This is a genomic window from Acrocarpospora sp. B8E8, assembly GCF_039871605.1.
GTDB classification, from domain to species: domain Bacteria; phylum Actinomycetota; class Actinomycetes; order Streptosporangiales; family Streptosporangiaceae; genus Acrocarpospora; species Acrocarpospora macrocephala.
The window spans coordinates 1-25994 of the sequence record NZ_JBDPLV010000097.1 but is presented as its reverse complement, the minus strand read 5'-3'; the positions used below and the strand labels follow the sequence as shown (position 1 = coordinate 25994).

General features: G+C 67.6%; 20 protein-coding genes and 1 pseudogene. 8 read left to right on the top strand and 13 right to left on the bottom strand.

Going from position 1 to position 25994, the window contains the following annotated elements; all coding sequences use genetic code 11:
- Positions 1-16: 16 nt before the first annotated feature.
- Positions 17-394, top strand: a complete 378-nt coding sequence (locus ABGB08_RS48925; RefSeq protein WP_347605587.1) for a globin — start codon at positions 17-19, stop codon at positions 392-394.
- 370 nt (positions 395-764) lie between these two features.
- On the opposite strand, the gene ABGB08_RS48920 is transcribed toward ABGB08_RS48925, so the two are convergent.
- The 7 genes from ABGB08_RS48920 to cobA all read right to left on the bottom strand — a co-directional run bounded on the left by ABGB08_RS48920 (position 765) and on the right by cobA (position 11141).
- Positions 765-1154 carry a thioesterase family protein gene (locus tag ABGB08_RS48920; protein ID WP_347605584.1) on the bottom strand — a complete coding sequence of 130 codons (390 nt, stop codon included), beginning with the start codon at positions 1152-1154 and terminating at the stop codon, positions 765-767.
- 10 nt (positions 1155-1164) lie between these two features.
- The gene (ettA, locus tag ABGB08_RS48915) at positions 1165-2829 is read right to left on the bottom strand and encodes an energy-dependent translational throttle protein EttA (RefSeq protein WP_155360294.1); all 1665 of its coding nucleotides are present in this window, start codon (positions 2827-2829) and stop codon (positions 1165-1167) included.
- A 10-nt stretch (positions 2830-2839) separates the two neighbouring features.
- Positions 2840-4132 carry a GGDEF domain-containing protein gene (locus ABGB08_RS48910; RefSeq protein WP_347605581.1) on the bottom strand — a complete coding sequence of 431 codons (1293 nt, stop codon included), beginning with the start codon at positions 4130-4132 and terminating at the stop codon, positions 2840-2842.
- Positions 4133-4471: 339 nt separating this feature from the next.
- Entirely contained in the window at positions 4472-5269 is a 798-nt protein-coding gene (ssb, locus tag ABGB08_RS48905; protein ID WP_347605578.1) for a single-stranded DNA-binding protein, read from the bottom strand.
- A 126-nt stretch (positions 5270-5395) separates the two neighbouring features.
- Positions 5396-7021: a GTPase gene (locus ABGB08_RS48900; protein WP_347605575.1), complete on the bottom strand. Its 1626-nt coding sequence runs from the start codon at positions 7019-7021 to the stop codon at positions 5396-5398.
- Positions 7018-9825 carry a GTPase gene (locus ABGB08_RS48895; protein ID WP_347605572.1) on the bottom strand — a complete coding sequence of 936 codons (2808 nt, stop codon included), beginning with the start codon at positions 9823-9825 and terminating at the stop codon, positions 7018-7020. Before ABGB08_RS48895 ends, ABGB08_RS48900 begins: the two co-directional genes overlap by 4 nt.
- Before the next feature lie 83 nt (positions 9826-9908).
- Positions 9909-11141, bottom strand: a complete 1233-nt coding sequence (cobA, locus tag ABGB08_RS48890; RefSeq protein ID WP_347605569.1) for a uroporphyrinogen-III C-methyltransferase — start codon at positions 11139-11141, stop codon at positions 9909-9911.
- A 796-nt stretch (positions 11142-11937) separates the two neighbouring features.
- Here cobA and ABGB08_RS48885 point away from each other — a divergent pair.
- On the top strand, positions 11938-13215 hold the full coding sequence (locus ABGB08_RS48885) for an RNA-guided endonuclease TnpB family protein (RefSeq protein ID WP_347605566.1): 1278 nt from the start codon (positions 11938-11940) through the stop codon (positions 13213-13215).
- A gap of 75 nt (positions 13216-13290) precedes the next feature.
- Here ABGB08_RS48885 and speB read toward each other — a convergent pair whose 3' ends face one another.
- The 5 genes and pseudogenes from speB to ABGB08_RS48860 form a co-directional block, all read right to left on the bottom strand.
- Complete coding sequence (speB, locus tag ABGB08_RS48880; RefSeq protein ID WP_155360299.1) at positions 13291-14304, bottom strand: agmatinase; 1014 nt, start codon at positions 14302-14304, stop codon at positions 13291-13293.
- A gap of 148 nt (positions 14305-14452) precedes the next feature.
- Complete coding sequence (locus tag ABGB08_RS48875) at positions 14453-14929, bottom strand: nicotinate-nucleotide--dimethylbenzimidazole phosphoribosyltransferase (RefSeq protein ID WP_347605608.1); 477 nt, start codon at positions 14927-14929, stop codon at positions 14453-14455.
- Between the two features lie 279 nt (positions 14930-15208).
- A pseudogene (locus tag ABGB08_RS48870) lies at positions 15209-15772 on the bottom strand (nicotinate-nucleotide--dimethylbenzimidazole phosphoribosyltransferase); the annotation flags it as partial.
- 73 nt (positions 15773-15845) lie between these two features.
- Positions 15846-16871 carry an Rv2231c family pyridoxal phosphate-dependent protein CobC gene (gene cobC / locus ABGB08_RS48865; RefSeq protein ID WP_347605563.1) on the bottom strand — a complete coding sequence of 342 codons (1026 nt, stop codon included), beginning with the start codon at positions 16869-16871 and terminating at the stop codon, positions 15846-15848.
- Between the two features lie 713 nt (positions 16872-17584).
- Positions 17585-18907: a helix-turn-helix transcriptional regulator gene (locus ABGB08_RS48860; RefSeq protein WP_347605560.1), complete on the bottom strand. Its 1323-nt coding sequence runs from the start codon at positions 18905-18907 to the stop codon at positions 17585-17587.
- A gap of 250 nt (positions 18908-19157) precedes the next feature.
- Between ABGB08_RS48860 and ABGB08_RS48855 the strand changes: the two genes are divergently transcribed.
- From ABGB08_RS48855 to ABGB08_RS48830, 6 genes are all read left to right on the top strand, one after another.
- A complete protein-coding gene (locus tag ABGB08_RS48855; protein WP_347605558.1) occupies positions 19158-19433 on the top strand; it encodes a hypothetical protein in 276 nt (91 codons plus the stop codon).
- Positions 19430-19831, top strand: coding sequence for an ATP-binding protein (locus tag ABGB08_RS48850; RefSeq protein ID WP_347605555.1), 402 nt, complete (start codon positions 19430-19432; stop codon positions 19829-19831). Before ABGB08_RS48855 ends, ABGB08_RS48850 begins: the two co-directional genes overlap by 4 nt.
- A 73-nt stretch (positions 19832-19904) precedes the next feature.
- Positions 19905-20858: a GntR family transcriptional regulator gene (locus tag ABGB08_RS48845; protein ID WP_347605552.1), complete on the top strand. Its 954-nt coding sequence runs from the start codon at positions 19905-19907 to the stop codon at positions 20856-20858.
- A 197-nt stretch (positions 20859-21055) separates the two neighbouring features.
- Complete coding sequence (locus ABGB08_RS48840) at positions 21056-22132, top strand: GntR family transcriptional regulator (protein WP_347605549.1); 1077 nt, start codon at positions 21056-21058, stop codon at positions 22130-22132.
- Between the two features lie 752 nt (positions 22133-22884).
- Entirely contained in the window at positions 22885-24207 is a 1323-nt protein-coding gene (gene hisS / locus ABGB08_RS48835) for a histidine--tRNA ligase (RefSeq protein WP_347605546.1), read from the top strand.
- A gap of 22 nt (positions 24208-24229) precedes the next feature.
- Complete coding sequence (locus ABGB08_RS48830; RefSeq protein WP_347605543.1) at positions 24230-24841, top strand: hypothetical protein; 612 nt, start codon at positions 24230-24232, stop codon at positions 24839-24841.
- 528 nt (positions 24842-25369) lie between these two features.
- On the opposite strand, the gene ABGB08_RS48825 is transcribed toward ABGB08_RS48830, so the two are convergent.
- Complete coding sequence (locus ABGB08_RS48825; RefSeq protein ID WP_347605540.1) at positions 25370-25744, bottom strand: hypothetical protein; 375 nt, start codon at positions 25742-25744, stop codon at positions 25370-25372.
- Between the last annotated feature and the right edge of the window lie 250 nt (positions 25745-25994).

Below are 25994 nucleotides of genomic sequence, written 5' to 3'. Positions count from 1 at the left end.
GTCTTAGGCTGAAACCGTGACCAGCGAGGAGAGTTTCTACGACCTCATCGGCGGCGAGGAGGCCTTCAAGCGCCTCGTCCACCGGTTCTACCAGGGTGTGGCGGAGGATCCGCTGCTGCGTCCGCTCTATCCCGAAGCGGATCTCACCGGCGCCGAGGAGCGGCTGCGGCTGTTCCTGATCCAGTACTGGGGCGGCCCGAATACGTACAGTCAGGAGCGGGGCCACCCCCGGCTGCGCATGCGGCACGCGCCGTTCGTGATCGGGGAGCCGGAGCGGGAAGCGTGGCTCAAGCACATGGGCGACGCGGTCGAGACCCTGGAACTCCCGGAAGAGCAGCACGAGAAGCTCTGGAAATACCTCGTCTACGCCGCGCACAGCCTGGTGAACGCGTAGGGCGGCACCTGGGCCCTGATGGCGGCACGCTGGCCTCGGACACGGCCACCTGGCTGCGCACCGGGTGAACTCCGGCCGGGTGAGCGCCTGGACCGGGATTCATCCTGCGCCTGGCCTTCGACGTCCACGTCGCTGGCGCTCACCCCGGACGAAGAGGGCCAGAAGGGCACCTTCACACTGACCCTGACCCCCCGGCCGAGTTTCCGGCCACCCGGCTGATTTGCGCGGTGAGTTAGGCCACTTGGCTGATTTACGCGGCGAGTTCCGCCACCCGGCCGATTTACGCGGCGAGTTCCGCCACCCGGCCGATTTACGCGGCGATCTCCGGCCACCCTGGCATCTCACCCGGTGAGTTCCGCCACCCGGCTGATTACGCGGTGAACTTCTCGAGGTAGGCCCGCTCGTCCCCGGTGAGCCGGCGCGGCGTCCCCGCCGCCGGGTCATAGGCCACCATGACCGACATGGCCTCCACGAAGACCACGTCCTCGTCCCGAATCTCGTACGCCAAGGTGAACCGGACCGGGGTGATCGCGGTCACCCAGGTCTCCACCCGCACGGGTTCGGGACGGAACGTCAGCGCCCGCCGGTAGTCGATCTCGTGCCGCGCCACGACCAGGCCACGATGCGGCTGCCCGCCCGCCCGGATCGGATCCAGGTAGAGCATGGCCAGCCGCGCGTCCTCCAGGTAGTCGAAGAACCGGACGTTGTTGACGTGCCCCAGCTGATCGATGTCGGCGAACCGGATCTGCCGGGAGAACACATGCCGCACGCTACTCGCGCGTCAGCTTGCGGTAGGTGACCCGATGCGGGCGCGCCGCGTCCGCGCCGAGCCGGTCGATCTTGTTCTTCTCGTAGTCCGCGTAGTTGCCCTCGAACCAGAACCAGTTCGAGCCCTCTTCCCAGGCCAGGATGTGGGTGGCGATGCGGTCCAGGAACCACCGGTCGTGCGAGGTGATGACCGCGCAGCCGGGGAAGTCCAGCAGGGCGTTCTCCAGCGAGGAGAGCGTTTCGGTGTCGAGGTCGTTGGTCGGTTCGTCCAGCAGTAGCACGTTGCCGCCCTGCTTGAGGGTGAGCGCCAGGTTGAGCCGGTTCCGCTCGCCGCCGGACAGCACGCCCGCCTTCTTCTGCTGGTCGGGGCCCTTGAACCCGAACGCCGCGATATACGCCCGGGACGGCATCTCGACGTTGCCGACCTTGATGTAGTCGAGCCCGTCGGAGACCACCTCCCAGACGTTCTTGCTCGCCTCGATGGCGGCGCGGGTCTGGTCCGCGTAGGAGATCTTGACGGTCTCGCCGATGGTGATCGAGCCCTTGTCGGGCGTCTCGCTGCCCGTGATCATGCGGAACAGCGTGGTCTTGCCGACACCGTTCGGGCCGATCACGCCGACGATGCCGTTACGCGGCAGGTCGAAGCTGAGGTTGTCCATCAGCAGCCGGTCCTCGAAGCCCTTGGTGAGGTTCTCGGACCGGATGACCGTGGTGCCCAGGCGGGGACCGGGCGGGATCTGGATCTCGTCGAAGTCCAGCTTGCGGAACTTGTCGGCCTCGGCGGCCATCTCCTCATACCGCTGGAGGCGGGCCTTGCTCTTGGTCTGCCGCGCCTTGGCGTTGGAGCGCACCCACTGGAGCTCGTCCTCCAGGCGCTTCTTCCGCTTGGCGTCCTTCTGCCCCTCCACCTTCAACCGGGCCGCCTTGGCCTCCAGGTAGGTGGAGTAGTTCCCCTCATACGGGTAGCAGCGGCCGCGGTCGAGTTCCAGGATCCAGCCGGCCACGTTGTCGAGGAAGTAACGGTCGTGGGTGACGGCGAGCACGGTCCCCGGATACTTCTCCAGGTGGGACTCCAGCCACTGCACACTTTCGGCGTCGAGGTGGTTGGTGGGCTCGTCGAGCAGGAGCAGGTCGGGCTGCTCCAGCAGCAGCTTGCACAGCGCGACCCGGCGGCGCTCGCCCCCGGACAGGGTGGTGACCGGGGAGTCGGCGGGCGGGCAGCGGAGCGCGTCCATCGCCTGCTCCAACTGGCTTTCGAGCTCCCAGGCGTTGCGATGGTCGATCTCGTCCTGGAGCTTGCCCATCTCGTTGAGCAGCTCGTCGGTGTAGTCGGTGGCCATCTGCTCGACGATCTGGTTGTAGCGGTCGAGCAGCGCCTTGGTCTCGGCGACGCCCTCCTCCACATTGCCGAGCACGGTCTTGTTCTCGTTCAGCGGCGGCTCCTGCTGGAGCATGCCGACGGTGAAGCCGGGCATCAGCTGGGCTTCGCCGTTGGAGGTGTTCTCGATGCCCGCCATCATCTTGAGCAGGGTGGACTTGCCGGTGCCGTTGGGACCGAGCACGCCGATCTTCGCTCCGGGCAGAAAGGAGAGCGTGACGTCGTCAAGGATCACCTTGTCGCCGACCGCTTTGCGCACACGTCGCATCGTGTAGATGTACTCGGCCATGGGGTCAAGCTTAGTGGGCCGTGGCGGGCTTGCCGTCCGTCGGCGGATTCTGGGTGGCGGGCAGGCAGATGCGGTCCCGGCCCAGTTCCTTGGCCCGGTAGAGGGCCAGGTCGGCGGCGGCGAGCAGTTCGATCAGGTCGTCCCCGTGCATGTTCATGATCGCGACTCCGGCCGAGATGGTCACGGTGATCATGGCGTCGTCGACGGGCACGGCCATCCGCCCGACCCGGGTCCTGAGCCGTTCGGCCACCCGGCGGGCCTCGGCCACGTCGGCGCGGGGCAGCAGGACCACGAACTCCTCGCCACCGAACCGGCCGACCACGTCGTAGTCGCGCAGCTGGCTGCGCAGGGTGGCCGCGACCCCGATCAGGACCTGGTCGCCGACCAGGTGGCCGTAGGTGTCGTTGACCCGTTTGAAGTGGTCGATGTCGACGATCAGCAGGGCCAGCATCTCGCCGGTGCGGCGGGCCCTGACGATCTCGGTGTCCGCCTCGCGCTGCCAGGCGGCGGCGTTGAGCAGGCCGGTCTTCGGGTCGGTCCTGGCCGCGGCCTGCAGCTGGGCGTGGAGCAGGCTGCGCTGCAGCAGCATGACGGGAGGCAGGGCCAGCAGCAGCAGCGCCAGGTTGAGCCCGCACAGGATGGCCACCGAGACGCCCAGGCAGAGCTCGACCGCGTCCAGCAGCAGGCTCTCCCGATCCCACAGCACGTCCCGCCAGCGGCTGTCGGGGTCGGCGGTGTGCGCGGCGATGGCGATCAACGCCGTGTTGAGCACGGTGAACATGGCCGCGCAGGCGACCGCGGTCACGATCGGCCAGCCGGTGCCCAGGCCCAGCTCCCCCGGGTCGGCCACCCGCGCGTGGAAGGCCACCGAGGCGGTCCCGGCGGCCAGGCCGATCGCGGCCGCGCTGAACACCCGCCGGTAGGCGACGGTGGCCCGGACCCGCAACTGCAGCAGGATCTGCAGCGGGATCGGCGCGACCAGCGCGTAGACCGGCGGCAGCAGCAGCGCGGCCGGCAGCCACCAGGCGGAGAGCAGGTCGCGGTGGACCCCGGCGGGCATGCCGAGCCGCCGGGTCGCCTCGATGCAGACCGCGCCGCAGGCCGTCAGGGCCAGGAACGTGGCCAGGTCGGCGACCGCGAACCTGGTGGTCGCCGCGAAGTAGCCGATCGCCGCCAGATCCAGCGCCACGATCGCCACCAGATAGAGCACCAGCGGACGCCGTTGCGCCAGCAGGGGCCACCTGCCCCCGCGTGCCGGCGTGCCGCCCATCGGTTTGGCCGAGGTCTGACTGGGCGCTGCCATCCCATCCCCCAACGCGTCCATACGCTGACTCCAGCGTCTCACGATGTGTAACACAATAGTTGCGGAGTGTGCGACGCGCGACGGGAACCGCTACCTTGGGCAGCGTGGCCATTCGTTCTGATGGCCTGGGGGCGGTTCTGTGGTGATTCGCCGCAGCCGCCCGTTGGTGGGGAACCGCTCCTTCGCGGGCGGGCCGTGTGGGAAAGGAGCAGCCATGGTGCGGGGCGTTACCTGGACCTGATCTGGTGCTCTTGCAGCGACGCGGATCGTCGCCATCGGCCGATCTCCGGACCCTGATCGAGGGCACCGGCCGCGCACGGCCGATGCCCCCCTCCCCCGTCAAGCCGCCAGCGGCATCGCGTCACCGGGCCACGGAACCTCGTGCCCGTCGTCCACCGAACCCTCGACCAGACCAGCCAGACCCTCGGCCTGACCGTGGGCCAAACCACCAGCCTGACCATCGGCCAGACCACCAGCCAGACCGCCGACCTGACCATCGGCCAGACCACCAGCCGCATCACCGGCCAGACCACCGCCTGGGCCACCGCCCAAGCCACCGCCGAAACCGCCAGCCGCGCCGCCGGCCAGACCGCCGGCCAGACCGTCGGCCGCGCTCTCGTATACGTCATCGGCCAGGTAGGGCTCGGCGTCCGGCCTGCCCGCGCCGCCCTCCAGCAGGCGCAGCGTGTTCGATGGAACCGTGGTGAGCTCCCACTCGCGGGTGGCGTCCTCCATGGCTCGGAGATCACGCGCGGCGGCGACCGGACCCGTGGAACCGCGCACCGGGCGCTCGAAGCTGGTGATCCCCCATTTGAGGTCGTGGCCGACCGAGACCGCCTCCACCTCGACCCAGAAACGCTGCTCCCCGCCGCGCTCGAACTGCTTCACCCGCAACTTGCCCGACACCACCACCGGATGCCCCCGCCGCACCGACTGGGCCACGTGGTCGGCCAGCGCCCGATAGCAGCGCACGGTGTAGTACGTGGTCTCCCCGTCCTGCCAGGTCTGCGTCTGGCGATCCAGGAACCGGCGGTTGACCGCGACCCGCATCGAGGTCGCCCGGGACCCGTCACCAAAGTGGAACTGCTTCGGATCGTCGGTGACATTCCCCGACAGGGTGACGTAGATCTCGCTCATGAGTGCCTCCACGGTCCGGACCCTCGCCGGACTCGCGCTCACCCTCCCGCAGACCGCCACCACCCGAAGCGACCGAACGACGCTCTGTGGATAACGGGCGTTATCCACAGGGCTCGAAGCGGTCTGCTAGAACTTCGCGGTATTCAATGCCTCGTGATAATCGTTGTAGCGCTGCAGCTCGCGCTCCACTGGCTCCACGACCAGTTCCTGGGCCACGCCGGAAACCCGCCGCCGCATGTCCCGCTCCAGCCGGTCCCGCTCGGACCCGGCCGCGAGCACGATGAAGTTCCGGCTGGCCACCGCGGAGAGCAGGCCGACTCCGAGCACGCTGGCCATCATGAGCAGCACCCACGGCAGCACTCCGACGTCGCCCAGCAGGTCGGTCGGCGGCGGCCCGGCCTCGAAGACGCCGTAGGCCACGATCGCGCCGGTCACGCCCAGGCCCGCCAGAAACAGCAGGACCAGGAGGTACTGCCAGATCTTGGCCAGCCACCACCAGGCGGGCACCCGGTCCAGCGGCGGCGCGATCTCGCCCAGCTCGTCGGTCAGCACCTTGGGCAGCTGGCCGGATCGGGAGCGGGCCGCGTCCCTGACGCCGTCCTGCCAGACCTCGGGCATGCCCTGGCTGAGCCCGTCCGACAGCGCCTGGACGGCGTTGTCCACCTCGGCGGGCTGGGCCCGGACCGAGCCGCCGACGAGGGTGCGGATGTCGTCCTTGACGTCGCCGAGGCGCAGGCTCTTCAGCGGGTCGGGCCGGAACATGGCGGCCCAGCGGGCGTAGGGCCAGCCGACCCAGTCGATCGAGCGCACGCCGTAGACGTTCTCGATGGCCTCGCCGACCGCGGCCGCGCCGACGGCGTCGCACAGCGCGTCGGCGAGCCCGGCCCGGCGGGCGCCGTCCACGGTGGGCTCGACGTGCAGCAGGTCGGGCATGTCCTTGGCCACCCGCAGCATGAGCTTGTCCAGGTCGGCCTCCAGGCGGAGGTATCCGGCCCGGCGCGCGCTCACCGACTCGGCCAGCACGGCCTTCAGGCCGTCGATGCCCTTGCCGGTCGTCGCCGACGTGGCGACCACCTTCGGGTTGGCCACGCCCTCCCGCTCCAGCAGGTCCTCCAGGTCGGCCACGCAGATGGCCTGCTCCTCCGGGGTCAGCCGGTCGGCCTGGTTGAGCACGAAGACGGTCACGGCGTCGTGCCCGGCCAGCTCGGTCACGTAGCGCCGATGGGTGGCCGCGTCGGCGTATTTCTGCGGATCGAGCACCCAGACGATCAGGTCGGCGGCGGTGATCAGCCGGTCCGCCTCGGTGTCGGTGAGCGCCCTGATGGAGTCATGGTCGGGCAGGTCGAGCAGGATCAGGCCGTGCAACTGGCTCTCGCCCTTGTCCAGCGCGCTGGCCCGGGCGAACCGGTGCCGCCACTGGATCTGCAGCCAGTCCAGCAGCGGCGCGGCCCCCTCCAGACCCCACACGCAGGCGTGCGTGCGTGCCGTGGTCGGGCGGCGTACGCCGGTCGGCGACAGCTCGAGCCCGGAGACCGAGTTGAACAGGGATGACTTGCCGCTGCCGGTGCCCCCGGCGAGCGCCACCACGGTGTGGTCAGGTGAGAGTTTGAGCCGGTTTCCGGCCCGCAGCAGGAGCTGGGTGGCCTCATCGAGCAGCTCCGGATCGACCCGCCCCTGGCCCAGCTCGACCACCCTGGCGAGGGCGGCGAGCCTGGTGCCAAGTCCGTGCCGGGGTTCGGCGCTGATTGTCATCGGGCTACCTCGAGGTTGTAGGTGGCCTGGTAGAGCCGGGTTGCCGCAGCTTCGTCCGGGATCCCGGCGCTGTCCAGCGCGTCGACATAGCGCAGCGTCTCATCGTCGAAGAGCAGGCCGATCCTGGCCCGCAGGTCGCTGCGCGCCTTGGCGCTGATACTGCGCAGCGACTCGGCGCCGAGCAGCCCGCGCAGCAGCCGCTGCGGCAGGGCGCTGTTGCCGGAGCCGACCGACACATCGGTGGTGCCGTATCCGAGCAGGCCCACCGTGAAGATCAACGCCAATGACTGCACATCGAAGGAGACGAGCTTGGCCACCGAACGTTTGGTCACACCCTCGGTTCTGATCAGCTCGGTCACGTGGTCCTGCCACGAGGTGACCATGCGGGAGGTCCGGCGCGCGGCCTCCTCGGTCGGGCGGCCGAGACCGGGGATGGCGGCCAGTTTGTCCCCCGCTCCGGCACGCTGCCGCCAGCGGGTGACGACCTCCTCGGCGGCGCGCTGGGCAGCCGAGGTGATCACGGATTCCAGGCCGGTGTGCAGGGCGCCCTTGAGCGCGCGCAGCCGTTCCGGGCCCTGCTGGCCCGCCTTGGACGCGCGGCGGAGCTGTAACGTGCGCATGAGATCACCAGAGCCGGCGAAGTCCTGCCAGCGGGCCAGCACCTCGCCGCGCAGCAGCGAGCCGTTCCTGGTGGCCTCGTCGATCTCGGCCAGCGCGCTCATGTATGCGGAGTCCACGTCCGAGCGCAGGTCCGCGCGGAGCGCCACCTGGGTCTCCAGGTGCCGGGCGAGCGCGGGGACGCGGTTGCGGAAGCTGTTGAGCACGCCGTTCAGGGTCATCTGCACGGCGTGGGTGCGCCGCTGGTCGTCCACGGAGAGCTCGGCCAGCCACATCCGCAGCTCGGTGACCTGGTCGTCGGGGAGCCTGCCATTGGTGACGGTGGTCTCGTTGACGATGAAACGTTCGACCTCGCCCAGGCCGTATTCGTCGAGCATGCGGACGAAGTGCTTCACGATCACGTCGCGGGACTTGGGCGGGACCCGGGTCAGGATGATCACCAGCCGGGCGTTGCGCTCCTTGGCCAGCCGGAGCAGGCCCCAGGAGGGCGCGTCGGCGTATCGGGCGGCCGTGGTGACGAACACCCACAGGTCGGCGGCGTCGAGCATGCGGTGCGCGATCTGGTGGTGTTCCTCGACGACCGAATCGATGTCGGGGGTGTCGAGTAGGGCGACGCCTTGGGGCAGTCGTTCGGTCGGGGCGATCACGATGCTGTCGAGCCCCGCGCCCTCGCCCGGTTTGTCCAGCCTTCTCAGGCCGGGGAGCAGGTCGCCCTTGACGAACCAGTCGCGGTCGTCCGGATGACAGGCCAGGACGGGTGTGCCGGTGGTCGGGCGGCGGACCCCGGTGGCGCTGACCTGCTGCGCGGCGAGCGTGTTGACCAGGGTGGACTTGCCCGCGCCGGTGCTGCCCGCGACCACGACCAGCGCCGGAGCCGTGCTCATGTGCACGCGCGGGATCACGTAGTCGTCCAGCTGTGTCAGCACCGCGGCCTGCGACTTGCGCGCCTCTTCGGCTCCCGGCACGTCAAGCCCGAAGTGCAATCCGGTAACGGCCTCCCTGAGCTGGGCCAGAGCCGCCGTCAACGCCGCCGACACCGTCTCAGGCAACTTCTCTTCCTGTACGGCCCGCGCGAACGTTCCACTCTTCACCCGGGCCACATCACCGGCGTCGCTCCCGTAACCACTGTCGGCACCCTCACCCGAGGAGGCCACGGGGTCGCCGAAGGAGTCCGCATCGCCATCCGAGACGGCATCCGGGGAATCCTGGATACCACCCGGGGAGCCCTCGTCATCGCCAGAGTCCTTGAGATCGCCCGAGATCCTGGCGGTACCCGAGCCGTGGGCATCAGTCGAACGTTTGACGCCGCCAGAACTCCAGATATCGCCCTGGTCCTTGGCGACCAAGCCCTTGGCACCCACGGAACGCTTGGCATCGGCCGGATCCTGGGCGTCGCCAGAAATTCCGGCATCGCCCGAATCTTTCACATCGGCCAAGCCCTTGACACCACTCGAGCGCTTGAGATCGGCCGAACCCTGGGCGTCGCCAGAACTTCCGGCATCGCCCGAATCTCTCGCATCGGCCAAGCCCTTGACACCACTCGAGCGCTTGAGATCGGCCGAACCCTGGGCGTCGCCAGAACTTCCGGCATCGCCCGAATCTCTCGCATCGGCCAAGCCCTTGACACCACGCGAGTGCTTGAGATCCGCCGAACCCTGGGTGTCGCTCAAGCCTCTGACGTTGCCCGAACCCCTGGGATCAGTCGAATCCTGGGCGTCGTCCGAGTTCTTGTCGTCTCCCGAGGCGCCGTCGGCCGGCGAATCGGCTCGGTCTTCCCCGGATCCTGCGGTGTCATCCGAGGAGTCCACGGCGTCAGCTGGGGGAGGTGCCTCATCGGTGTGAGGACGGGGCGCAGAGCCAGTCTTGGCGGGGTTCCGGAAGAAGCTCCAGGGTTGTTCTGTATTGTCGGGCTCTGGGGTGGCCTGAGTGGTTTGTTCCGCGTTTTCCGGGTCGGAAGCGGCGGGTTCGGGGGTTGGCTCCTCGGCTGGAGTGGCGCTGACCGACAGATGAGCCCAAGCGCTCTCGGTCTTCTTGCCGGAGGCGCCCTCCTGGGCGGCCAGCACCTTCGCTCTGACCGCTGGGTTGATCACCGGTTCCGGGGTGGAACCAGGGGGTGGGTCGTCGGGTCGGATGGCGCGGAACGACGCCGTCTGCTCACCGGGGCCCTCGTCGACCTCGTCGTTCACGGTATCTCCCGTGGTGCCGATCATTGGGTAACCCGGTGCGTCACCGGAGGCATGCTCGTGTCCGGGCACGTTGGGGGCCGACTTCACGGGACCCGCTCCGCTCGCACCATCTCAATCTCCTGGCCGACTCCGACGACGTCCCCGACGATCACGATCGCCGGGGGCCGAAGCCCGGCGGCGGTCACTCGTTCCGCCACGGTGGACAAGGTGGCGATTACTGTGCGCTGGGTGGGAAGAGTACCGTCCTGTACCACCATTACGGGAGTTTCCGGCGAACGTCCGTCACCTTGCAGAGTTTCCGCGATCTCCGCGATACGTTCAACCGCCATCAGAAGTATCAGGGTTCCCTGGGATCGCGCCAATCCCTTCCAGTCGACGCTCGACTCAGGATGCCCCGGCGGCACGTGCACGGAAACAACATGGAAGTCCTGGCTCACTCCCCGATGGGTGACCGGAACCCCCGCTGCGGCGGGGACCGCAACCGCGCTGGTGATGCCCGGCACCACGATGACCGGCACTCCCGCCTTCGCGCACGCGATCATCTCCTCGCCGCCGCGCCCGAAGACGAACGGGTCGCCGCCCTTGAGCCGGACCACGAAACGTCCGGCTTTGGCATGCTCGACAAGGAGTTCGTTGATCCGCTCCTGGGACAGGAACCTCCCGTACGGAACCTTTGCCGCGTCGATGAGCTCGACGTCGGGGGGCAGTTCGTCCAGCAGGCTGCGCGGGGCCAGGCGGTCGGCCACGACCACGTCGGCCTGGGACAGCAGCTGGCGCCCGCGTACTGAGATCAGCCCGGGGTCGCCGGGGCCGCCGCCGACCAGGGCGACGCCGACCGGTTTGGTGCGGTGGCGGCGGGCGTCGACCGTACCGTCCCGGAGTGCGCTGACGACGGCGTCGCGGATACCGGCGGCGCGGCGTGGGTCGCCGCCCGCGGTGATCGCGACGCTGACCTCGTCGACCCGGCCGCTGGCCGGGGTCCAGGCGGCGGAGGCATCCTTGTCGTCGGCGCGGACGCACCAGATGCGTTTCGCCTCGGCCTCGGCGGCGATGGCCGTGTTGGCGTCGCGGTTGCTGGTGCAGGCGTGCACCAGCCAGGCTCCCTCACAGTCCCCCGGCTGGTACGGCCTGCGCTCCCAGGCCACACGGCCGTCGGCGATCAGGTCGTCCAGGGCGGGGGTGACGCTCGGCGAGACCAGGGTGATCGACGCCCCCGCGTCCAGGAGCGCGGGCACCCGGCGCTGGGCGACACGTCCGCCTCCGACGACCAGCACCCGCCGGCCGTCGAGCCGCAGTCCGAGCAGATAGGGCGCCATCTCTCCCCATTGGGTCAACACAGGTCCGTTAGGAGGTAAACCTACCCCCTGACCTGTGACAGCACTTACGAGAAACCGCAGAAGGCCACGTCCTTCAGGACTCCGTTGGCAAATGCACCCCGTTACACGATGATCGCCTGTCGCAGTCCGATGAAGCGTGAGGCGCGAGTCGGGCCTAAAGGCGTGCCGGTCATCCAGGCATCGACGCGTACCACGTTGATCGCCGTGGCGGCCAAAACGCTCGGTGGATGGATTCGGCCAGGCCGATGTAGCAGGAACGACGCTGGCCATGATCGCGGACCGCTGGTGAGATCGTGCCTTCGACCCCGGGCCCGGACCCGATAACAGCGCTGCCACTGCTCGGTCTGCTGAGCAGCCCGGGCGTGGGCGAGCGCCTCGTGTCGGTTACGTGGCCGCAGGCTGAGCTTGCAGGAGGCGGTGGCCGACTTGGTGCGTCGGGCAGGGAGTGCGGTGGGCCTGGGAGAAGTTCACCTTGATGACGGATTGGAGAGACTCGGATATCCCTGTGGGCAGATGACCTGGTGTCGTCGCCGTTGGACTCACATAGCTCGGATTCGAAGCCGTCGCATACCTCGATCATGATGTCCTCACAGCGGCGCCGTCGTCGAAAGCATTTCGCCGATATGTGGCCACAAGGACCAGATGGAGGTGAAGCGCGGCGACGATGCGCCTGCCGTGTGCCTGCCGTGCTGGTATTCGGCTTCCACTGCCCTCGGCCATACGCTAGCGTGTTCGAATCGTGACGGTGCGTGTGTTGTGTGCGGAGGGGGCCGGGGTGAGGCTGCGCTACAACTTCAGGCTCTACCCCGACGCTTCCCAGTGTCAGGTGCTGGCGCGGTTGTTTGGGTGTGTGCGGGTGGTGTGGAATGACGCGCTGGCGATGCGCAAGGCGGCACGCAAGGTCGGGCTGCCGTGGATCGGCGGCGGGGATCTGCAGAAGATCTGCATCACCGCGGCCAAACGGACGCCGGAGCGGGAGTGGCTGGGTGAGGTGTCGGCGGTCCCGCTCCAGCAGGTGCTGCGGGACCTGGAGATCGCCTACCAGAATTTCTTCGACTCGGTGAGCGGGAGGCGTAAGGGACCGCGGATGGGGTTGCCGGTGTTCAAGTCCCGCCGGGACCGGCGCCAGTCGGCCCGGTTCACCCGCACCGCCTTCCGCCTGCCCGGTGACGGGACGCTGTACCTGGCCAAGATCGGGAAGATCGAGGTGCGCTGGTCCCGGGAATTGCCGGCGGCGCCGTCCTCGGTCACGGTCGTCCAGGACGCGGCGGGCCGCTACTTCGCCTCGTTCGTGATCGACGTCGATGACGCCGGGCAGGTGCTGCCCGAGGCAGAAGCCGAGATCGGGATCGATCTGGGTTTGACTCATTACGCGGTTCTCTCGGACGGCACGAAGATCGCCAATCCGCGGTGGCTGCGTCGCCGGGCCAGGCGGCTGGCTCGGCTGCAACGGGCGCTGTCGCGCAAACAGAAGGGATCAAAGAACCGGGAGAAGGCGCGGATCGCGGTGGCCCGCCAGCACGCCAAGGTGGCCGACGCGCGCCGGGATTTCCTGCACCAGACCAGCACGTCGATCATCCGCGAGAACCAAACGGTGGCGATCGAAGATCTGGCGGTGCGGGGTTTGGCCCGCGGTCGGCTGACCAAATCGGTGAACGACGCGTCCTGGGGCGCGTTCCGCACTCTGCTGGGCGGGAAGGCGGCCCGTTCCGGGCGGACGGTTATCGCGGTGGGCCGCTGGTTTCCCTCCTCCCAGTTGTGCCCGTGTTGCGGCTGGCGGAACGGGACGCTGCCGTTGGAGGTGCGGGAGTGGGATTGCCCGTCTTGTGGGGAGTACCACGATCGCGACTTGGCGGCCGCGCTGAATATCCTGGCCGAGGGCATCCGCCTGCGCGAGGCGGCGGAGGCGACCCTGGCCGGGGGAGGGCAGGACAAGGAGATGGTGGCCGCCGGGCTGGCGGACACTCGAAACGACTGTGGAGGGCGGGTAAGACCAGGTGAGGCAATTCCGACCCTGGCACCGCCCGCAACCTACGCTGCTCACGCGGCATAGCAGAAACAGTAAGAACCCCACGGCGACGTGGGGAGTCCCGGGTGTTCACGCCGGGAGGATGTCAAGAGATGCTTCTTATCGGCCTTCGAGCAGGGGCTTCCTGGGATCCCAGGGCTCCCCTCCTGCGGCGACCTCTCTCCGGCGGGCGATCGCGGACAGTGCTTCGAGGACGACACGGTTTCCGAGGAAGGCGGTGATGTCCGCGTGATCGTACGGCGGAGCGACCTCGACGATCTCGACGCCGAGGACTGGCAACTCATAGCAAATGCGGCGAACGGCGTCGAGCAGTTCGCGGGCTGTCAGGCCGCCGGGTTCGGGGGTGCCCGTGCCGGGGGCGTGGCCCGGGTCGCAGACATCGATGTCGACCGAGAGGAAGATCCCGTCGCAGTCGTCCAAGGCGATCGTGAACGCCTCGGTGAGGCAGTCGGGGAGGCCTCGGGCGACGATTTCCGTCATTTCGTACGATCGCATGTTCTGCTGGGCCATCCAGCTGAGGATTTCCGGGCCGGGCCAGTAGCCGCGCAGGCCGAGTTGGAGGAAGCGGTCGCCGCGGATCGCGCCGGATTCGATCAGGCGGCGCATGGGCTGGCCGTGTCCGTAGAGGTGGCCGAACTCGATCTCACCGGTGTCGGCGTGGGCGTCAAAGTGGATCATGGATATGCGGCCGAAGCCGTGGTGACGTGCGACGCCACGAGCGTCGGGGAGCGCGATGGTGTGATCGCCGCCGAGGATCACCGGAATCGCGCCGGACTGGGCGATCGTGTAGACGGCGGCCTCGATGTCCTTGATCGAGTTCTCGAGGTCGCCCGAGTAGCACTCCACGTCACCGGCGTCGAGAACCTTGAGGTCCTTCAGGCCGTCCACGCGCAGGGCCATGCTCGGCCGGGATCCGTCATGACTCAGATAGCACGCCTGCCGCAGCGCCTGCGGCCCGAACCGCGCGCCCGGCCGATTGCTGGTGCCGCCGTCGAAAGGCGCCCCGACGATGACGACATCGGCTCCAGCGAAGGTACTCGGATCGGTCAGATCGCAGCGATCAACACCAAGGAACGTGATATCCGGCCCGAACATGGGCCCATACCTAGCCATACCGCCATCATCCACCAGGACCTGATCCACCAATCAAATACCCAACTCGCCAAACAGCCACATGAGCCCCGGTGTCACCCCTTGTCCACGAGGCTGTCCGCAGGCATCACAGGCCCGGGCGTTCGCTTCCTGTCGGTGAACTCGCCGCTCAGGTTTTGTCGGACACGCCGGCGGAGTCGAAGGTGGCGACGTCGTGCATGACGCGTGCTGCGGCGACGACCAGCGGGTGGGCGAGCAGTCCTCCCGTGCCCTCGCCGAGCCGGAGTTCGAGATCGACGAGTGGGCGTAGGCCAAGGAACTCCAGCGCCGCCGTGTGTCCGGGTTCAGCGGAGCGATGTCCGGCGATGCAGTATCCGACCGCCTCCGGCGCCAAAGCCACCGCCGCCAGTGCCGCCGCTCCAGCGATCACCCCGTCCAGCACGACGGGAACACGCTGCGCGGCTGCGCCAAGCACAAACCCGGCAATCGCCGCGTGCTCGAAACCCCCGACAGCCGCCAAAATGCGCAGGGCCCGGGCCTGATCGCCAGTCATTACGGCGATCTCGCCCCGGGCGTCGGGAGCCCCAGCAGTATCGGCGTCAGAGTGTGACAGCGCACTGGTCTCCGCGTGGACGTGTGAAAGCACCGCGACACCCGTGTCATTGCCAAGAACGGCCACAGCATCCGCATCAGGGCGTGGGTCCGCCGCAGCAGCCACGTCAGCGCGCGGAACTGCCGCGGCAGCCACGTCAGCCGGGGGAAGAGCTGTGGTTTCGGGCTGAGGGGTGGGAGTTGGCGTTTTGGGTTCTGCGTGTGGTGATTGAGGGCTGTCACTGGATGTCGGTGGGGTGGTTCCGAGGATTGTGTTCTTTGTTAGGGCCTGACGGATGATGGCGATTTTGTGGTGGAGGGTGGCGTCGTCGATGCCGGTTCCCCTGCCGGTTACCTCGGCGGGGTCGCGGCCGGTGAAAGCGCAGATCAGGGCGGCTGAGGCGGTGGTGTTGGCGATGCCCATGTCGCCGGTGACGAGGCAGCGGGCGCCGTTGGCGATCAAGGTGGTGGCTGTTTCGATGCCGGAGTGGAGGGCGGTCAGGGCCTGATCTTCGGTCATGGCGGGGCCCTGGGAGAGGTCGGCGGTGCCGTACCCGGTCTTGAGGATGAGAAGGTTGGGGGCGGCGGGCAGGTCGGTGGCGACGCCGACGTCGACGACGGTGACCGAGATGCCCGCCTGGGCGGCGAATGCGTTCGCGACGGCGCCGCCGGCGAGGAAGTTGGCCACCATTTGGGTGGTGACCTCCTGGGGCCATGGGCTGACGCCCTGCGCGTGGACGCCGTGGTCGGCGGCGAAAATGGCCAGTGCGGCGGGTTCCGGGAGTGGGGGCAACGAGACCGCGGCGATTCCGGCGAGCCGGACGGCCACGTCCTCCAGGGCGCCGAGTGATCCGCGCGGTTTGGTGAGCCGGTCCTGATGGGCTCTGGCCTCGGCCATCGCCGCCGCGTCCGGTGGGCTGATCGCCGCGATGGTCTCGGTCAGTCGGGTACGGCTCGGCACGGGGCACTCCTCAGCGCGTGGGGGACGTGTTCATTGTGACTTCCAATGCTTTGAGCAACGCGTCCGAGGTGTCCGGATCGCGTACGGCAATGCGGATCCAGTCCTCGCCGAGTCCGGGGAACGTGTCGCCGCGGCGGACGGCGAATCCCTTCTCGCGTAAGGGCAGGCGCACTGCGGGGAGTCGTACGCAAACGAATGACGCTTGGGGGTTGGGGACGATGTGCGCTCCCAGCGACCGTAGGCCGGAGACCAGGTAGTCACGGTCTGTGGCTAGTTGTCTGGCCCATGTTTCGGCTTCCGCGATCGCCTGAGGGGTCATGCAGGCTTCCGCTGCGGCCAGAGCCGGTGTGGAGACGGCCCAGAGCGGTTGGGCCTCCGCCAGTTGGGCGATCGTGGGGGCGTCCGCGAGCACGTACCCGATCCGCAGCCCCGCCAGTCCCCAGGTCTTCGTCAGGCTGCGGATCACGATCAATCCGGGGAGTTGTATGGATGTCAGTGACTCCGGTTCTCCGGGGACGCAATCCGCGAACGCCTCATCTACCACCAACGTCCGGCCTGGGCGAATAAGGCTCCGGAGAATCCTCGCCGGGTGCACTACCGAAGTGGGATTTGTCGGGTTGCCGATCATCACCAGATCAGCGTCCTCCGGCACAAGCTCGGGATCCAGCGTGAACGCGCCCGACAGGATGACCCGCTCCACCCGATGCCCCGCTGCTGCCAGCGCAGCCTCCGGCTCGGTGAACTGCGGATGCACCACCACCGCCCGCCGAGGCCGAAGCACCCGCGCCAACAGGACGAACGCCTCCGCCGCGCCAGCCGTCAGCAGCACCTCATCGACACCACGCCCATGCCGTTCCGCCACCGCGGCCCTGGCCCGATCCCCGGACGGATAAGCCGCGAGATCGCCGACAGCATCACGCACCACGTCCGCAAGCCATCCTGGCGGCATCCCCTGCCGCACATTCACCGCGAGATCCACCAACCCGGGCGCAACCTCACGATCCCCGTGATGCCGCAAATCCACCCATTCAGACACGACCAGCGACCATATCCCACCTGATTCTGGAACCTCGCCGGAGTGGTGATTGCCGGGGTTCTCCCACCCACCCATGGAGACAAGCAGTTTGGGGATAGCTGGCCCGTAGCTGGTCAGGGGCTTTATCTGGGGCCTGACCTGCGATTATGTCGCTTGGGGAGTGTAGGGGGGTGCTCACCAGTACTAGCCGGGACCGGTCGAGGCTCAGAAGTTTCGGGCCACACACGGGCCAGCTTCGGGGGATGATCGCGCCCGTCTTGCCTGGTGACGGTCTGGCTGACAAACAGTCTACGGGCAGACCCTCGGCACGCAGCCCGACGACGCGTGTTTCGCTGCAACCCTTGGGTCTGCTCTGCCTGAGGCAGCTCGGCCGGTCTCCCCCAACCCCGGGTTTGGCCTGTAATGCGCTGTGTGCGGCGCTACTTGCGTCAGGCTGCCGCCTGCTCCCGCTAGCTGCCCAATGGGTCCGGGGCCTATCAGGTGCGACCTGTCAAGGGTGGCCTTGCGTGTACATCGCCCGGTGACCTTCCACATCGCTGGTTGTCCTGCGTGCACGGCCGCCCTTGATGGGGAGTGCCTGACCCCGGATAATCGGGCGGCGGGTGCAGGGGGGAACGGGTAAGAACCATCGCGGGTTGCTGGGATGGGATGCGGAGCGGAGGGTGGCCTGTCCGGCGCGATCCAACCGGGCACGGTTGATAATTCGTCCTGTACTAAGTCGCAAGCGCACGGAGTTCTCGGACCGATGGCAGGTTGGCGGCCTCACGAGGTACAGCATCAAGGATGCGACGGAGTATGAGCTGCCTCATGGGAGTGAGCTGCTGTACGCCCTCGGCGATGCGCAAAGCATCCTGTAAGGCGTGCGTTAGGTCGCCTTCGTGAACGGCGGCCAGGGCTTGGATCAAGCGCAGGTTGCCACCGGGGAGGTTGGACGGGTAAGTGGCAATGGCTCGGTCGATGGCGGAGGGGGCCTTCCGCGTGTCGGCAAGGAACGCGTACACGTAGGCTGCGCTTCGGTGGACGGACGCTTCCGGGTAGCTGGTGCCGACAGATGAACCGATGGCTCCGGCGGCGGTGGCGTGCTCTGGGAGGCGCTCGTAGGTACTGGCTAGCTCGTCGAGCGCTTCGAGGGCATCTCCAGATCGGCCGTCGAGAGCGGCAAGCTTGGCGCGGACCTCTAGGGCCATTGCACGGCCAGTACTGGGTACGCCCTGAGTGAGGGCCATGGCGTCATCTAGGAGAGCGGCGATCATGGATCGCGGTTGGTCCTGCCAGAACAGGCAGTCAGCTTCGCGGGCGCGCACCCAGACGGCAAGGTCTCGGTCGTCGGATGCGTCGGCGGTGCGGCGGGCAGTCTGCCACGCGAGGCGGGCTGAGCGTCTGTTGCCTGCGTCGTTGAAGTCGGTGGCCATAAGGGCCGTGAGCTGGGATCCGACCTTGAGTAGATCATTGCGCGGGAGAGTCGTTCGAGGGTCTTGGAGAAGGCGTCCGACTTCGAGCAAGTCAGCGGTTAGGTCCGGGATGAGGGCATTGGGTGGCTGGGCGTAGTAGAGCTGACCGTAGGTCTGGACGGTCCTGTGCCAGTCGTCCATGTGGTGATCGTCCCGCAAACCGAAAGATCGTTCGACGCTGTTGAGAACTGTCTCCAGCGTTCCTGCGGGCACGGCGGCTCCGGCGCTTAAAGCGCTCATGAGCCGCAGGGCTGCACGGCGTTCCATATCGTCATCCTCGTCGCGTGATGAGGCTGATGGGCGAGACTTGAGCATACGCCTGCGGAACTGGTCAAGTTCCGCGACAAGGGCATAGAGGCTGGCAAGCCTGCCCTCGGCCTCTAAGACGTGATCAAGTCCTTCGATCGCTTCTAGCGGTGGACGGTGTATACCTCGTTCCCATTTGGCGATTAGGGAGAAGTCCCAGGTTAAGAGGTCTGCAAGGCGGCGCAGACTGAGATCTCTGCTGTTGCGTGCGTGTCGGATGTGGCGACCGAATAGCTCCCAGATATCGGAAACGTCTGCGGAGATCTCTGCCTCAGTCATCGATCACTCCGTTGTGTCGTGGTGTGTCGGACGAGCTTTGCCACGGGATGGAGCTTCCCGGTTACTACCAGTGGCCTAATTATGTCACTGCGCGGGCGATTCCCGCGAGAACGTGAACGGGCTCGGACTGGCGCTGACACGACCAGCCGAGCCCTTGATCGCAAAGGAGCTGCGATCCGTGAACGAGTTTAGAGGCAGGCGTGGCCGTCGCAGACGAGGAGGCCGTCGGGAAGATCGACATCCTGTGGGTGTGCCGTCGTTGCGTGAGCAGATGCGGCGTGAGCGGTTCGATCTTCTGGCGCGTCTGGCGTTCGCGTTGGAGGGGCGGGGTGTGTCCTGCACGCTGCGGTTGTCGGGACGGTTCGGGGAGCATGCGGTTCTGGAGATGCCGGGGGGCGTGTCCGGGGTGGTGCGCGTGGGGATGCGTAAGGAACTCAGAGGCTGGCAGTACACGGTGGGCACCTCCAGGGTGTGGGCGCAGGGTCCGGACCCGGTGGGGATGATCCTGCGGGCGGTGTCGTGGTGAGCGGCTTAGAGGTGCTGGGGGTCGTCGAGCTGCCCGGTGAGGCCGCTTCGGTGGCGCGGGCGCGGGCCTTTGTGCGGGGGCTGTTGGAGCGGGCGGGCGTCGGTGAGGCGTCGGATGTGCTGCTGCTGGTATCGGAGCTGGTCACCAACGCCGTCGCCCACAGCGAATCCGGACAGGGCGGACGGGTGGGGGTCGTGGTCGTCGCCTGTCCTGACCGAATCGTGCGGGTGGAGGTCTGCGACCAGGGGTCGGATGCGAGTAAGCCGCAGGTCCGGGACGACCGGGGGCTGCTGGCCATCGGGGGGCGTGGGTTGCGGTTGGTGGAGCAGATCGCGCGTGGCTGGGACTGGGATGAGGACGGTTCGGGCCGGACGGTGTGGTTTGAGGTGGCCGTATGAGCGGCGGTCACTGTTTGCCGGGGTCTGGTGAAGGGCTGCGGGTGATCTCTGCGGCGAGTGAGAAGGAGGGCTGATGAGCGTTGGCGAGATGGACCGTGTGGTGTGCGGTGGCCTGATGACCGGCGATCCCTGTTCGGCCGAATCCGTGGCCGATTTGGTGGCCGATTCGGTGGCGGGGTCTGGATGTGGGGAGGTGGCGGGGATCCTTGCCGCCAAGATCCGTGGTGGTGAGCTGGCCCCTGGTGCGCCGTTTCCGCGTCTGTGGGAGTTGATGCGCGTGTATGGGATCAGCAGGAGCCTCGCCGCGCTGGTGCAGCGTGAGCTGATCGGGCAGGGCTTGATTCGGGCTGTCGGCAACGGCCGTGTGGTGGTTGCGGGCGGAGTCGGGCGGGAGCGGAGCCAGGGCAGGGGTGCTGGGCTGAGGCGTGATGTGTTGGATCGGGTGGGGCCGGTTCCGTTGTACTGCCAGATCGCGGACATTCTTGCCCGGATGATCGAGAAGGGGGAGTTGGCCGCTGGGGAGGTGGTTCCCAGCGAGAGCGAACTCGCTCGGGTGTATGGGGTCGGGCGGGAGACGGCGCGGTCGGTGCATCGGGAGTTGCGGGAGCGTGGGCTGGCCTACACGGTCGGCGGGTCGGGAACGATCGTCGGGCTGGACGGCGTTTCGGCGGGTTCGGGTTCGCGGCCGGTGTATGTGGTGATCGCGCGGGAGCTGGCCGATCAGATCCGGGTCGGCCGGATTGCGCCGGATCGGCGTATCCCGAGTCAGCAGGCGCTGATGCTGCGGTACGGCGTTTCGTTGGTCACGGCCCGGCATGCGGTCGGTGTGTTGCGTGAGGCGGGGTGGGCGTACACGGTGGCGCGGCGGGCGAGTTACGCGGCGCGGCCGGAGCGGTGGCCCGCGCGGGAGGTGTGGGAGGCGATCACCGCCGAGTGGGGCGCATGTCCTCCTGCTGTGGGGGTCGGGCGCGCTGAGTCGGATCCGGGTGGGCGGGTGCCGGTGGGTAGTGCCGGGGGTGGCCGGTGACGGGCCGTGTCGGTACGGAGGAACTGGCGGGCTTGTATCGGGCGGGGTGGGGTTTGGATGCGCTGGGGGTGGAGTTCGGGATGTCCGCGCATCGAGTTCGGGTGCTGCTGGTGGCTGCGGGGGTGGAGTTACGCGGACGTGGACGACCGCGCCGGGATGGTGCTGCCGCTCGGCCGGGGCCGCCTGTGGCGTCTGCGGTGTCTGCGGTGTCCGGGCTGCGCGCGCTTGGGTCCTCGGGTCCGCAAGAGCGGGAGGTGTGGCGGGTGATGGCGGATGGGGTCATTGCCCGGATCCGGTCGGGGGAGCTGGCGGAGGGGGCGCGTATCCCGTCTGTGGCCGAGCTGATGCTCGCGTTCGCCGAGCCGGACCGGGAGCATGCGCGCCGGGCGGTGCAGGTTTTGTGCTCGCAGCGGTGGGCGGTGGCGCTGGGACCGGGAACCTTTGTGGTCGCCCCGGCGAGCAGGTGGCCAAGCCGGGGTGAGGGGCGGGCGGCCAGGATCCATCGTGGCGGCCCGGAACCGGTCTACCGGCAGATCGCCGACATCCTGGAGGAGGAGATCGCGGACGGGGAGATCAAGCCCGGCGCGATGGTGCCGAGTCAGAGCGAACTGCGCCGCGAGTTCGGGGTATCGCACATGAGCGCCCGGAAGGCCCGCCAGGAGTTACATGATCGCGGGCTGGTCCACACCGTGGGCGGGGCAACCATGTTCGTCGGCCCGGAGGGGCCACCGCTGCGGGGTGAGAGTGAGCGGGCGGCGGCCAACAGCGGCGTCGAACCGGAGCGAGCGAATCGGATTCGGCGGGACGGCCCGGTCCCGATGTACCGGCAGATTGCCGAGATCATCGCCGACCAGATCGCTCGTGGGGAGCTCGGCGCGGGTGAGATGGTCCCGAGTGAGAAGGAACTGAAAAGCGAGTTCGGGATCGCGCAGATGACCGCCCGGAATGTCCACCGGGAGTTACGTGAGCGTGAGCTCGCCCATACCGTGCCGGGGGAGGGCACGTTCGTCGGCCCGGTGGGGACGCCGCGTCCGGAATCTCTGCTGCCGGTATTCCAGGTGATCGTCAATGAGCTGGTAGCCGAGATCCGGGCGGGCGAGATCCTGCCGAAGAACCCGATTCCGAGTGAGAACGTCCTGGTGGTGGACAAGGGGGTGTCCAAGGCCACGATCCGGCGGGCGATTGCCGTGATGCGTGAGGACGGGTGGGTGTTCACGGTGCCACAGCGGGGAACGTTCGTGGCGCATCCCGACCAGTGGCCGAAGCTGCCGTAAGACGTGGGAGGGCCTTCTACGTGCCCGAGTTGGAGCCCGGCTTGTAGGAGGCCCGACCACCCCCGGGGACCCTAGGACGTGGGAGGGCCTCCTGTATGCCCGAGTTGAACGCCTGGCTGACAGGAGGCCCGACCACCCCCAGCGGGATGCAGCGGATCAACGAACCGGCCGTGCTGGATCGTCTCAGACGTGGCCGGGCCTCCTACGCCCCGGTTTCCTGTCGGTCATTGGAGGCCCGGCCACCCCAACCTGAGCCTCCGAGCTGGTGATCGGCTGGTGTCGGCGGGGGCGGAGTGGTACGGAGTCTGGACACGTGCGGAGCGGTGGGCCGGTTGGATGCCGGGGAGATTCAGCCGCTCGGGGTTCATGTGGTGGCGGATATGGCGGCGGTGGCCGAGCTGATCGTGTCATCGGGCGGCTAGTCCTCGCGCGGGGTTGCGCCTGCCCTGATACCCGGCGGACTCCCGCCGTTGGCGCGGGAATGAGGAACGCGATTGAAAGCGGCGAGGGTGGTCATGCGTCGCCCTAGCTGGCACAGCGTGAAGTAACGGAGAGCGGACGGCCTTCTCATTGCGGGTGTTGTTGTGGGCAGACAGCCGTGAGGTGCGCAACGGTGGATAGGAGAGGACCGGTAGCATCGCACCACAGTGCGACTGAACCACGAGGTAGCGGTATGGGTGCCTAAATGTAGCGGGTTGGGCTGGTTCGGGTCGTTTCGTTCCCAAGTTAGGGTTCAGGCAGAGGAGTCTGTTATGGCGGTGCAACAGTTTGAGCCTCCCTCTGGTACGCGGGATTTCCTGGCGGGAGATCTGCGGGTGCGCGATCACGTGTTCGCTGTGATCCGGGAGGTATTCGAGCGGTACGGGTTCGAGCCGTTGCAGACTCCGGCGTTTGAGCGGTTGGAGACGCTCACGGGGAAATACGGCGACGAGGGTGACAAACTTATCTTCAAGATTCTCCGCCGTGGAGAGCATGAGGCCAGCGGTGATGCTGACCTGGCGCTGCGGTATGACATGACGGTTCCGCTGGCGCGGGTGGTCGCGGCGTATGGGTCGCAGTTGCCGATGCCGTACAAGCGCTATGCGATGGGGCCGGTGTGGCGTGCCGACCGTCCGGGCCGGGGCCGATTCCGGGAATTCGCGCAATGTGACGTGGACGTGGTCGGGTCACTGTCGCCGATGGCCGATGCCGAAGTCGTCAGTGCCGTAGCGGCGGCCTTGGATGCGGTGGGCGTCCACGAATTCCGGGTTCTGGTGAACTCGCGGCGGGCTCTGTCGGGACTTCTGGAGGTGTACGGCGTTCCGGCCAACCTGGGCGGCGGGGTGCTGATCACCCTGGACAAGTTGGACAAGCAGGCTCCCGCGCTGGTGGCCGAAGAGTTGATGAACGCGAGATCACTTGATCCGGATACAGCGCACACGCTGGTGAGTGATCTCACCGCAGATGACGCCGTGGACCGTATGCGGACGATGCTGAAAGACAGCGAGGAAGGCAGGGCGGGACTCGCGGAGATCGACCGGTTGCTCGACCTGGCTGGGCCGACTGCGGGCAGAGAGCGAATCGCGTTCACGCCGAGTCTGGTTCGCGGTCTGGACTATTACACGGGCGTGATCTTTGAAGTGGTCGCGGACGGGATGCCGGGATCGATTGCCAGCGGGGGCCGGTATGACCATCTCATCGCGACCTTGGGCGGCCCGGAGGTTCCCGCCTGCGGTGGCTCGCTGGGCGTGGAGCGAATTATCGGGCTGCTCCATTCCCATGGGGAGAAAGGCTCGCGAATCGATGTCGCGGTCACGATTATGGATGAGGATTCATCCCCGGACGTCATGGATTTCGCGGGCAGGCTCCGGAAGGCGGGCTTGCGGACTGAGGTCTATCTCGGGTCAAGCCGGAAGCTGGCCAAGCAGTTGAAGTGGGCGGCCGAAAGGCGGGCAAGCTTCGCGCTTATCTATGGCCAGCAGGAAAGGGGCGGGGGCCTGGTCACGGTGCGGGACATGGATTCCGGCGAACAGAATCATGTCTCCATCGATCAGCTTGCGTCGCATCTCAAGGAAAGGTGCGCCGCGTCGCGATAACAAATCAGGAGGTCACGGTACCATGGGTGTGCAAGGCGACCGGATTTTCGCGGCACTAAAGGAAACGGGATTCCCCGATCCGTGGGCGACCTTCGGTGGGTGCATGTGCTGGGAGGCCGCTTACTCGGTCCAGCTCAAGCAGGCCATCGAGACCGCCCGCAAGAATCAGGACGAACCGTCCTTTGCGGCGGTGGAGGCGCTGTTCTCGGTCAAGGCGGCGAACCTGGTAAAGGCTCGGCGTCTGCTGGAGGACGTTCTCACCGACTTCGACAGCAACGGCACGTGGGCGGTACTCGACGAGAAGGCGGGGCGGCTGGACATCGAGGACGTGTCCGAACGCTGGGCGCGCGGCATGGTCGAACATCCCTTCCCCATCGCTCTGTATTCCCTCCAGTTCAACTGGCGGTACATGAAGGAGCACGGGGTTCGGGCGTTCTATGAGATGACCACGCGCTATGTCGATGGTCTTCGCGACAACACCGGCCGCTGGCTGGATGCCTGGAAGGTAGAGGCGGCTACCGGGATCGTCGATCGGGTCACCACAGAAGAGTGTGACCTGGCCTCCGAAGAAGCGCCGATGCACTGCAACGTCTGTAATAAGACGATTTGCGCGCTGCTGTTCATGGACGGGTAAGACCGGTAATTGAACCTCGCCCCCCGTGTCCGCCCTGACGTGGAGACGGGGGGTTCGTCATTGTTGGGCTCGGTAGCTTCGCGCTGGGTACAGCCCCCTGGTGGCACGGGCTGGCATGGGTGCGGAGCGGTGGGCCTGCTGCATGCCGTAGGCACCCGAAGGGCGACCGCAAGGGAGTGCAGCCGGCGCAGCGCGGGCCGCGTGTTTGATCTTGAGCTTGCCGGGGTGCGGGTGCTCGTGGGTTTCCGGCCGCTTGGTCGGGGCGGGGGATGGTGCGGTGCTGTACGTCATGTTTTTCACGTACGGGTTGGCGTGCCGCTCTCTCCCGCTTTCCCTTGTTTCGTGGGGTCGGTGCCGGGGGCCTGTTGCTTGGGTTTTGGGACGGCGGGGATTGCGGTGGGTTCCGCTGAGGGCCGGACGTTCCTTGGAGCAGCGTAGGGAGCGAAGCCCCGGAGCTTCCATGTCCGGTGCGAACGGTATCCGCCGCACCCGTTGTCTCCCCTGCATGGTCCTGGCCCGCCATGTGCGTCATTCGTAGTGGTCGCGTCCGGGCGGAGTCGGTTCGTCGGCATAGTCGGTGATCCCGACGTTGATCGTGTGGTGGCGCGGGGTTCTCGCCGGGGTGTCGCGTGAGGCGGGGATGGCGCACACTGTGGTGATCACCAGAGCGGCCAGCATCCAGTACGTGCCGGGGGCGGGGGTGGCGTCTTTCGCTGAGGCGGCCATGATCAGGAGGGTGATCCAGGCGGCGATGGCGGCGGTTCCGGTGAACAGGATGAGCAGGGGCGGCCCGGAGGCCCGGTATGCGCCGGTCAGGAACGCGAGGCCGCTGGTGATGAGAGTCAGCACGGCGGCGGTTTTGGCGACGGTTTCGAGTGAGGGAAGGTCGAGGATTTGCAGCATGTGCAGCTGCCTGGGTCCGCCGGGTGCGGGGATGGTGATGAGTGGGGCGAGGTGCACATAGATGAGCAGGCATGCGAGGGGAACGAACCAGGCACCGCGTAGCGGGTAGGTGTGCTTGGTGGTTGTTGAGCGGCTTTGAAGATGCCTACGTGGGCGGCGGTTTTCCGGCATTGTGTGCGCCGATGATGTTGGTTGCCTGTCCCCGGGGATCGTGAGTTCGTTGGCGGCGGCACCTTGCCGATGGGGGCAT

Coding starts and splice junctions, on each gene's coding strand:
- ABGB08_RS48845 (WP_347605552.1), top strand. CDS start 19,905: ATGAGCGTTGGCGAGATGGACCGTGTGGTGTGCGGTGGCCTGATGACC.
- ABGB08_RS48860 (WP_347605560.1), bottom strand. CDS start 18,907: ATGACTGAGGCAGAGATCTCCGCAGACGTTTCCGATATCTGGGAGCTA.
- ettA (WP_155360294.1), bottom strand. CDS start 2,829: ATGGCCGAGTACATCTACACGATGCGACGTGTGCGCAAAGCGGTCGGC.
- ABGB08_RS48825 (WP_347605540.1), bottom strand. CDS start 25,744: ATGCTGCAAATCCTCGACCTTCCCTCACTCGAAACCGTCGCCAAAACC.
- cobA (WP_347605569.1), bottom strand. CDS start 11,141: ATGGCGCCCTATCTGCTCGGACTGCGGCTCGACGGCCGGCGGGTGCTG.
- ABGB08_RS48910 (WP_347605581.1), bottom strand. CDS start 4,132: ATGGCAGCGCCCAGTCAGACCTCGGCCAAACCGATGGGCGGCACGCCG.
- ABGB08_RS48830 (WP_347605543.1), top strand. CDS start 24,230: ATGGGTGTGCAAGGCGACCGGATTTTCGCGGCACTAAAGGAAACGGGA.
- hisS (WP_347605546.1), top strand. CDS start 22,885: ATGGCGGTGCAACAGTTTGAGCCTCCCTCTGGTACGCGGGATTTCCTG.
- ssb (WP_347605578.1), bottom strand. CDS start 5,269: ATGAGCGAGATCTACGTCACCCTGTCGGGGAATGTCACCGACGATCCG.
- speB (WP_155360299.1), bottom strand. CDS start 14,304: ATGGCTAGGTATGGGCCCATGTTCGGGCCGGATATCACGTTCCTTGGT.
- ABGB08_RS48900 (WP_347605575.1), bottom strand. CDS start 7,021: ATGACAATCAGCGCCGAACCCCGGCACGGACTTGGCACCAGGCTCGCC.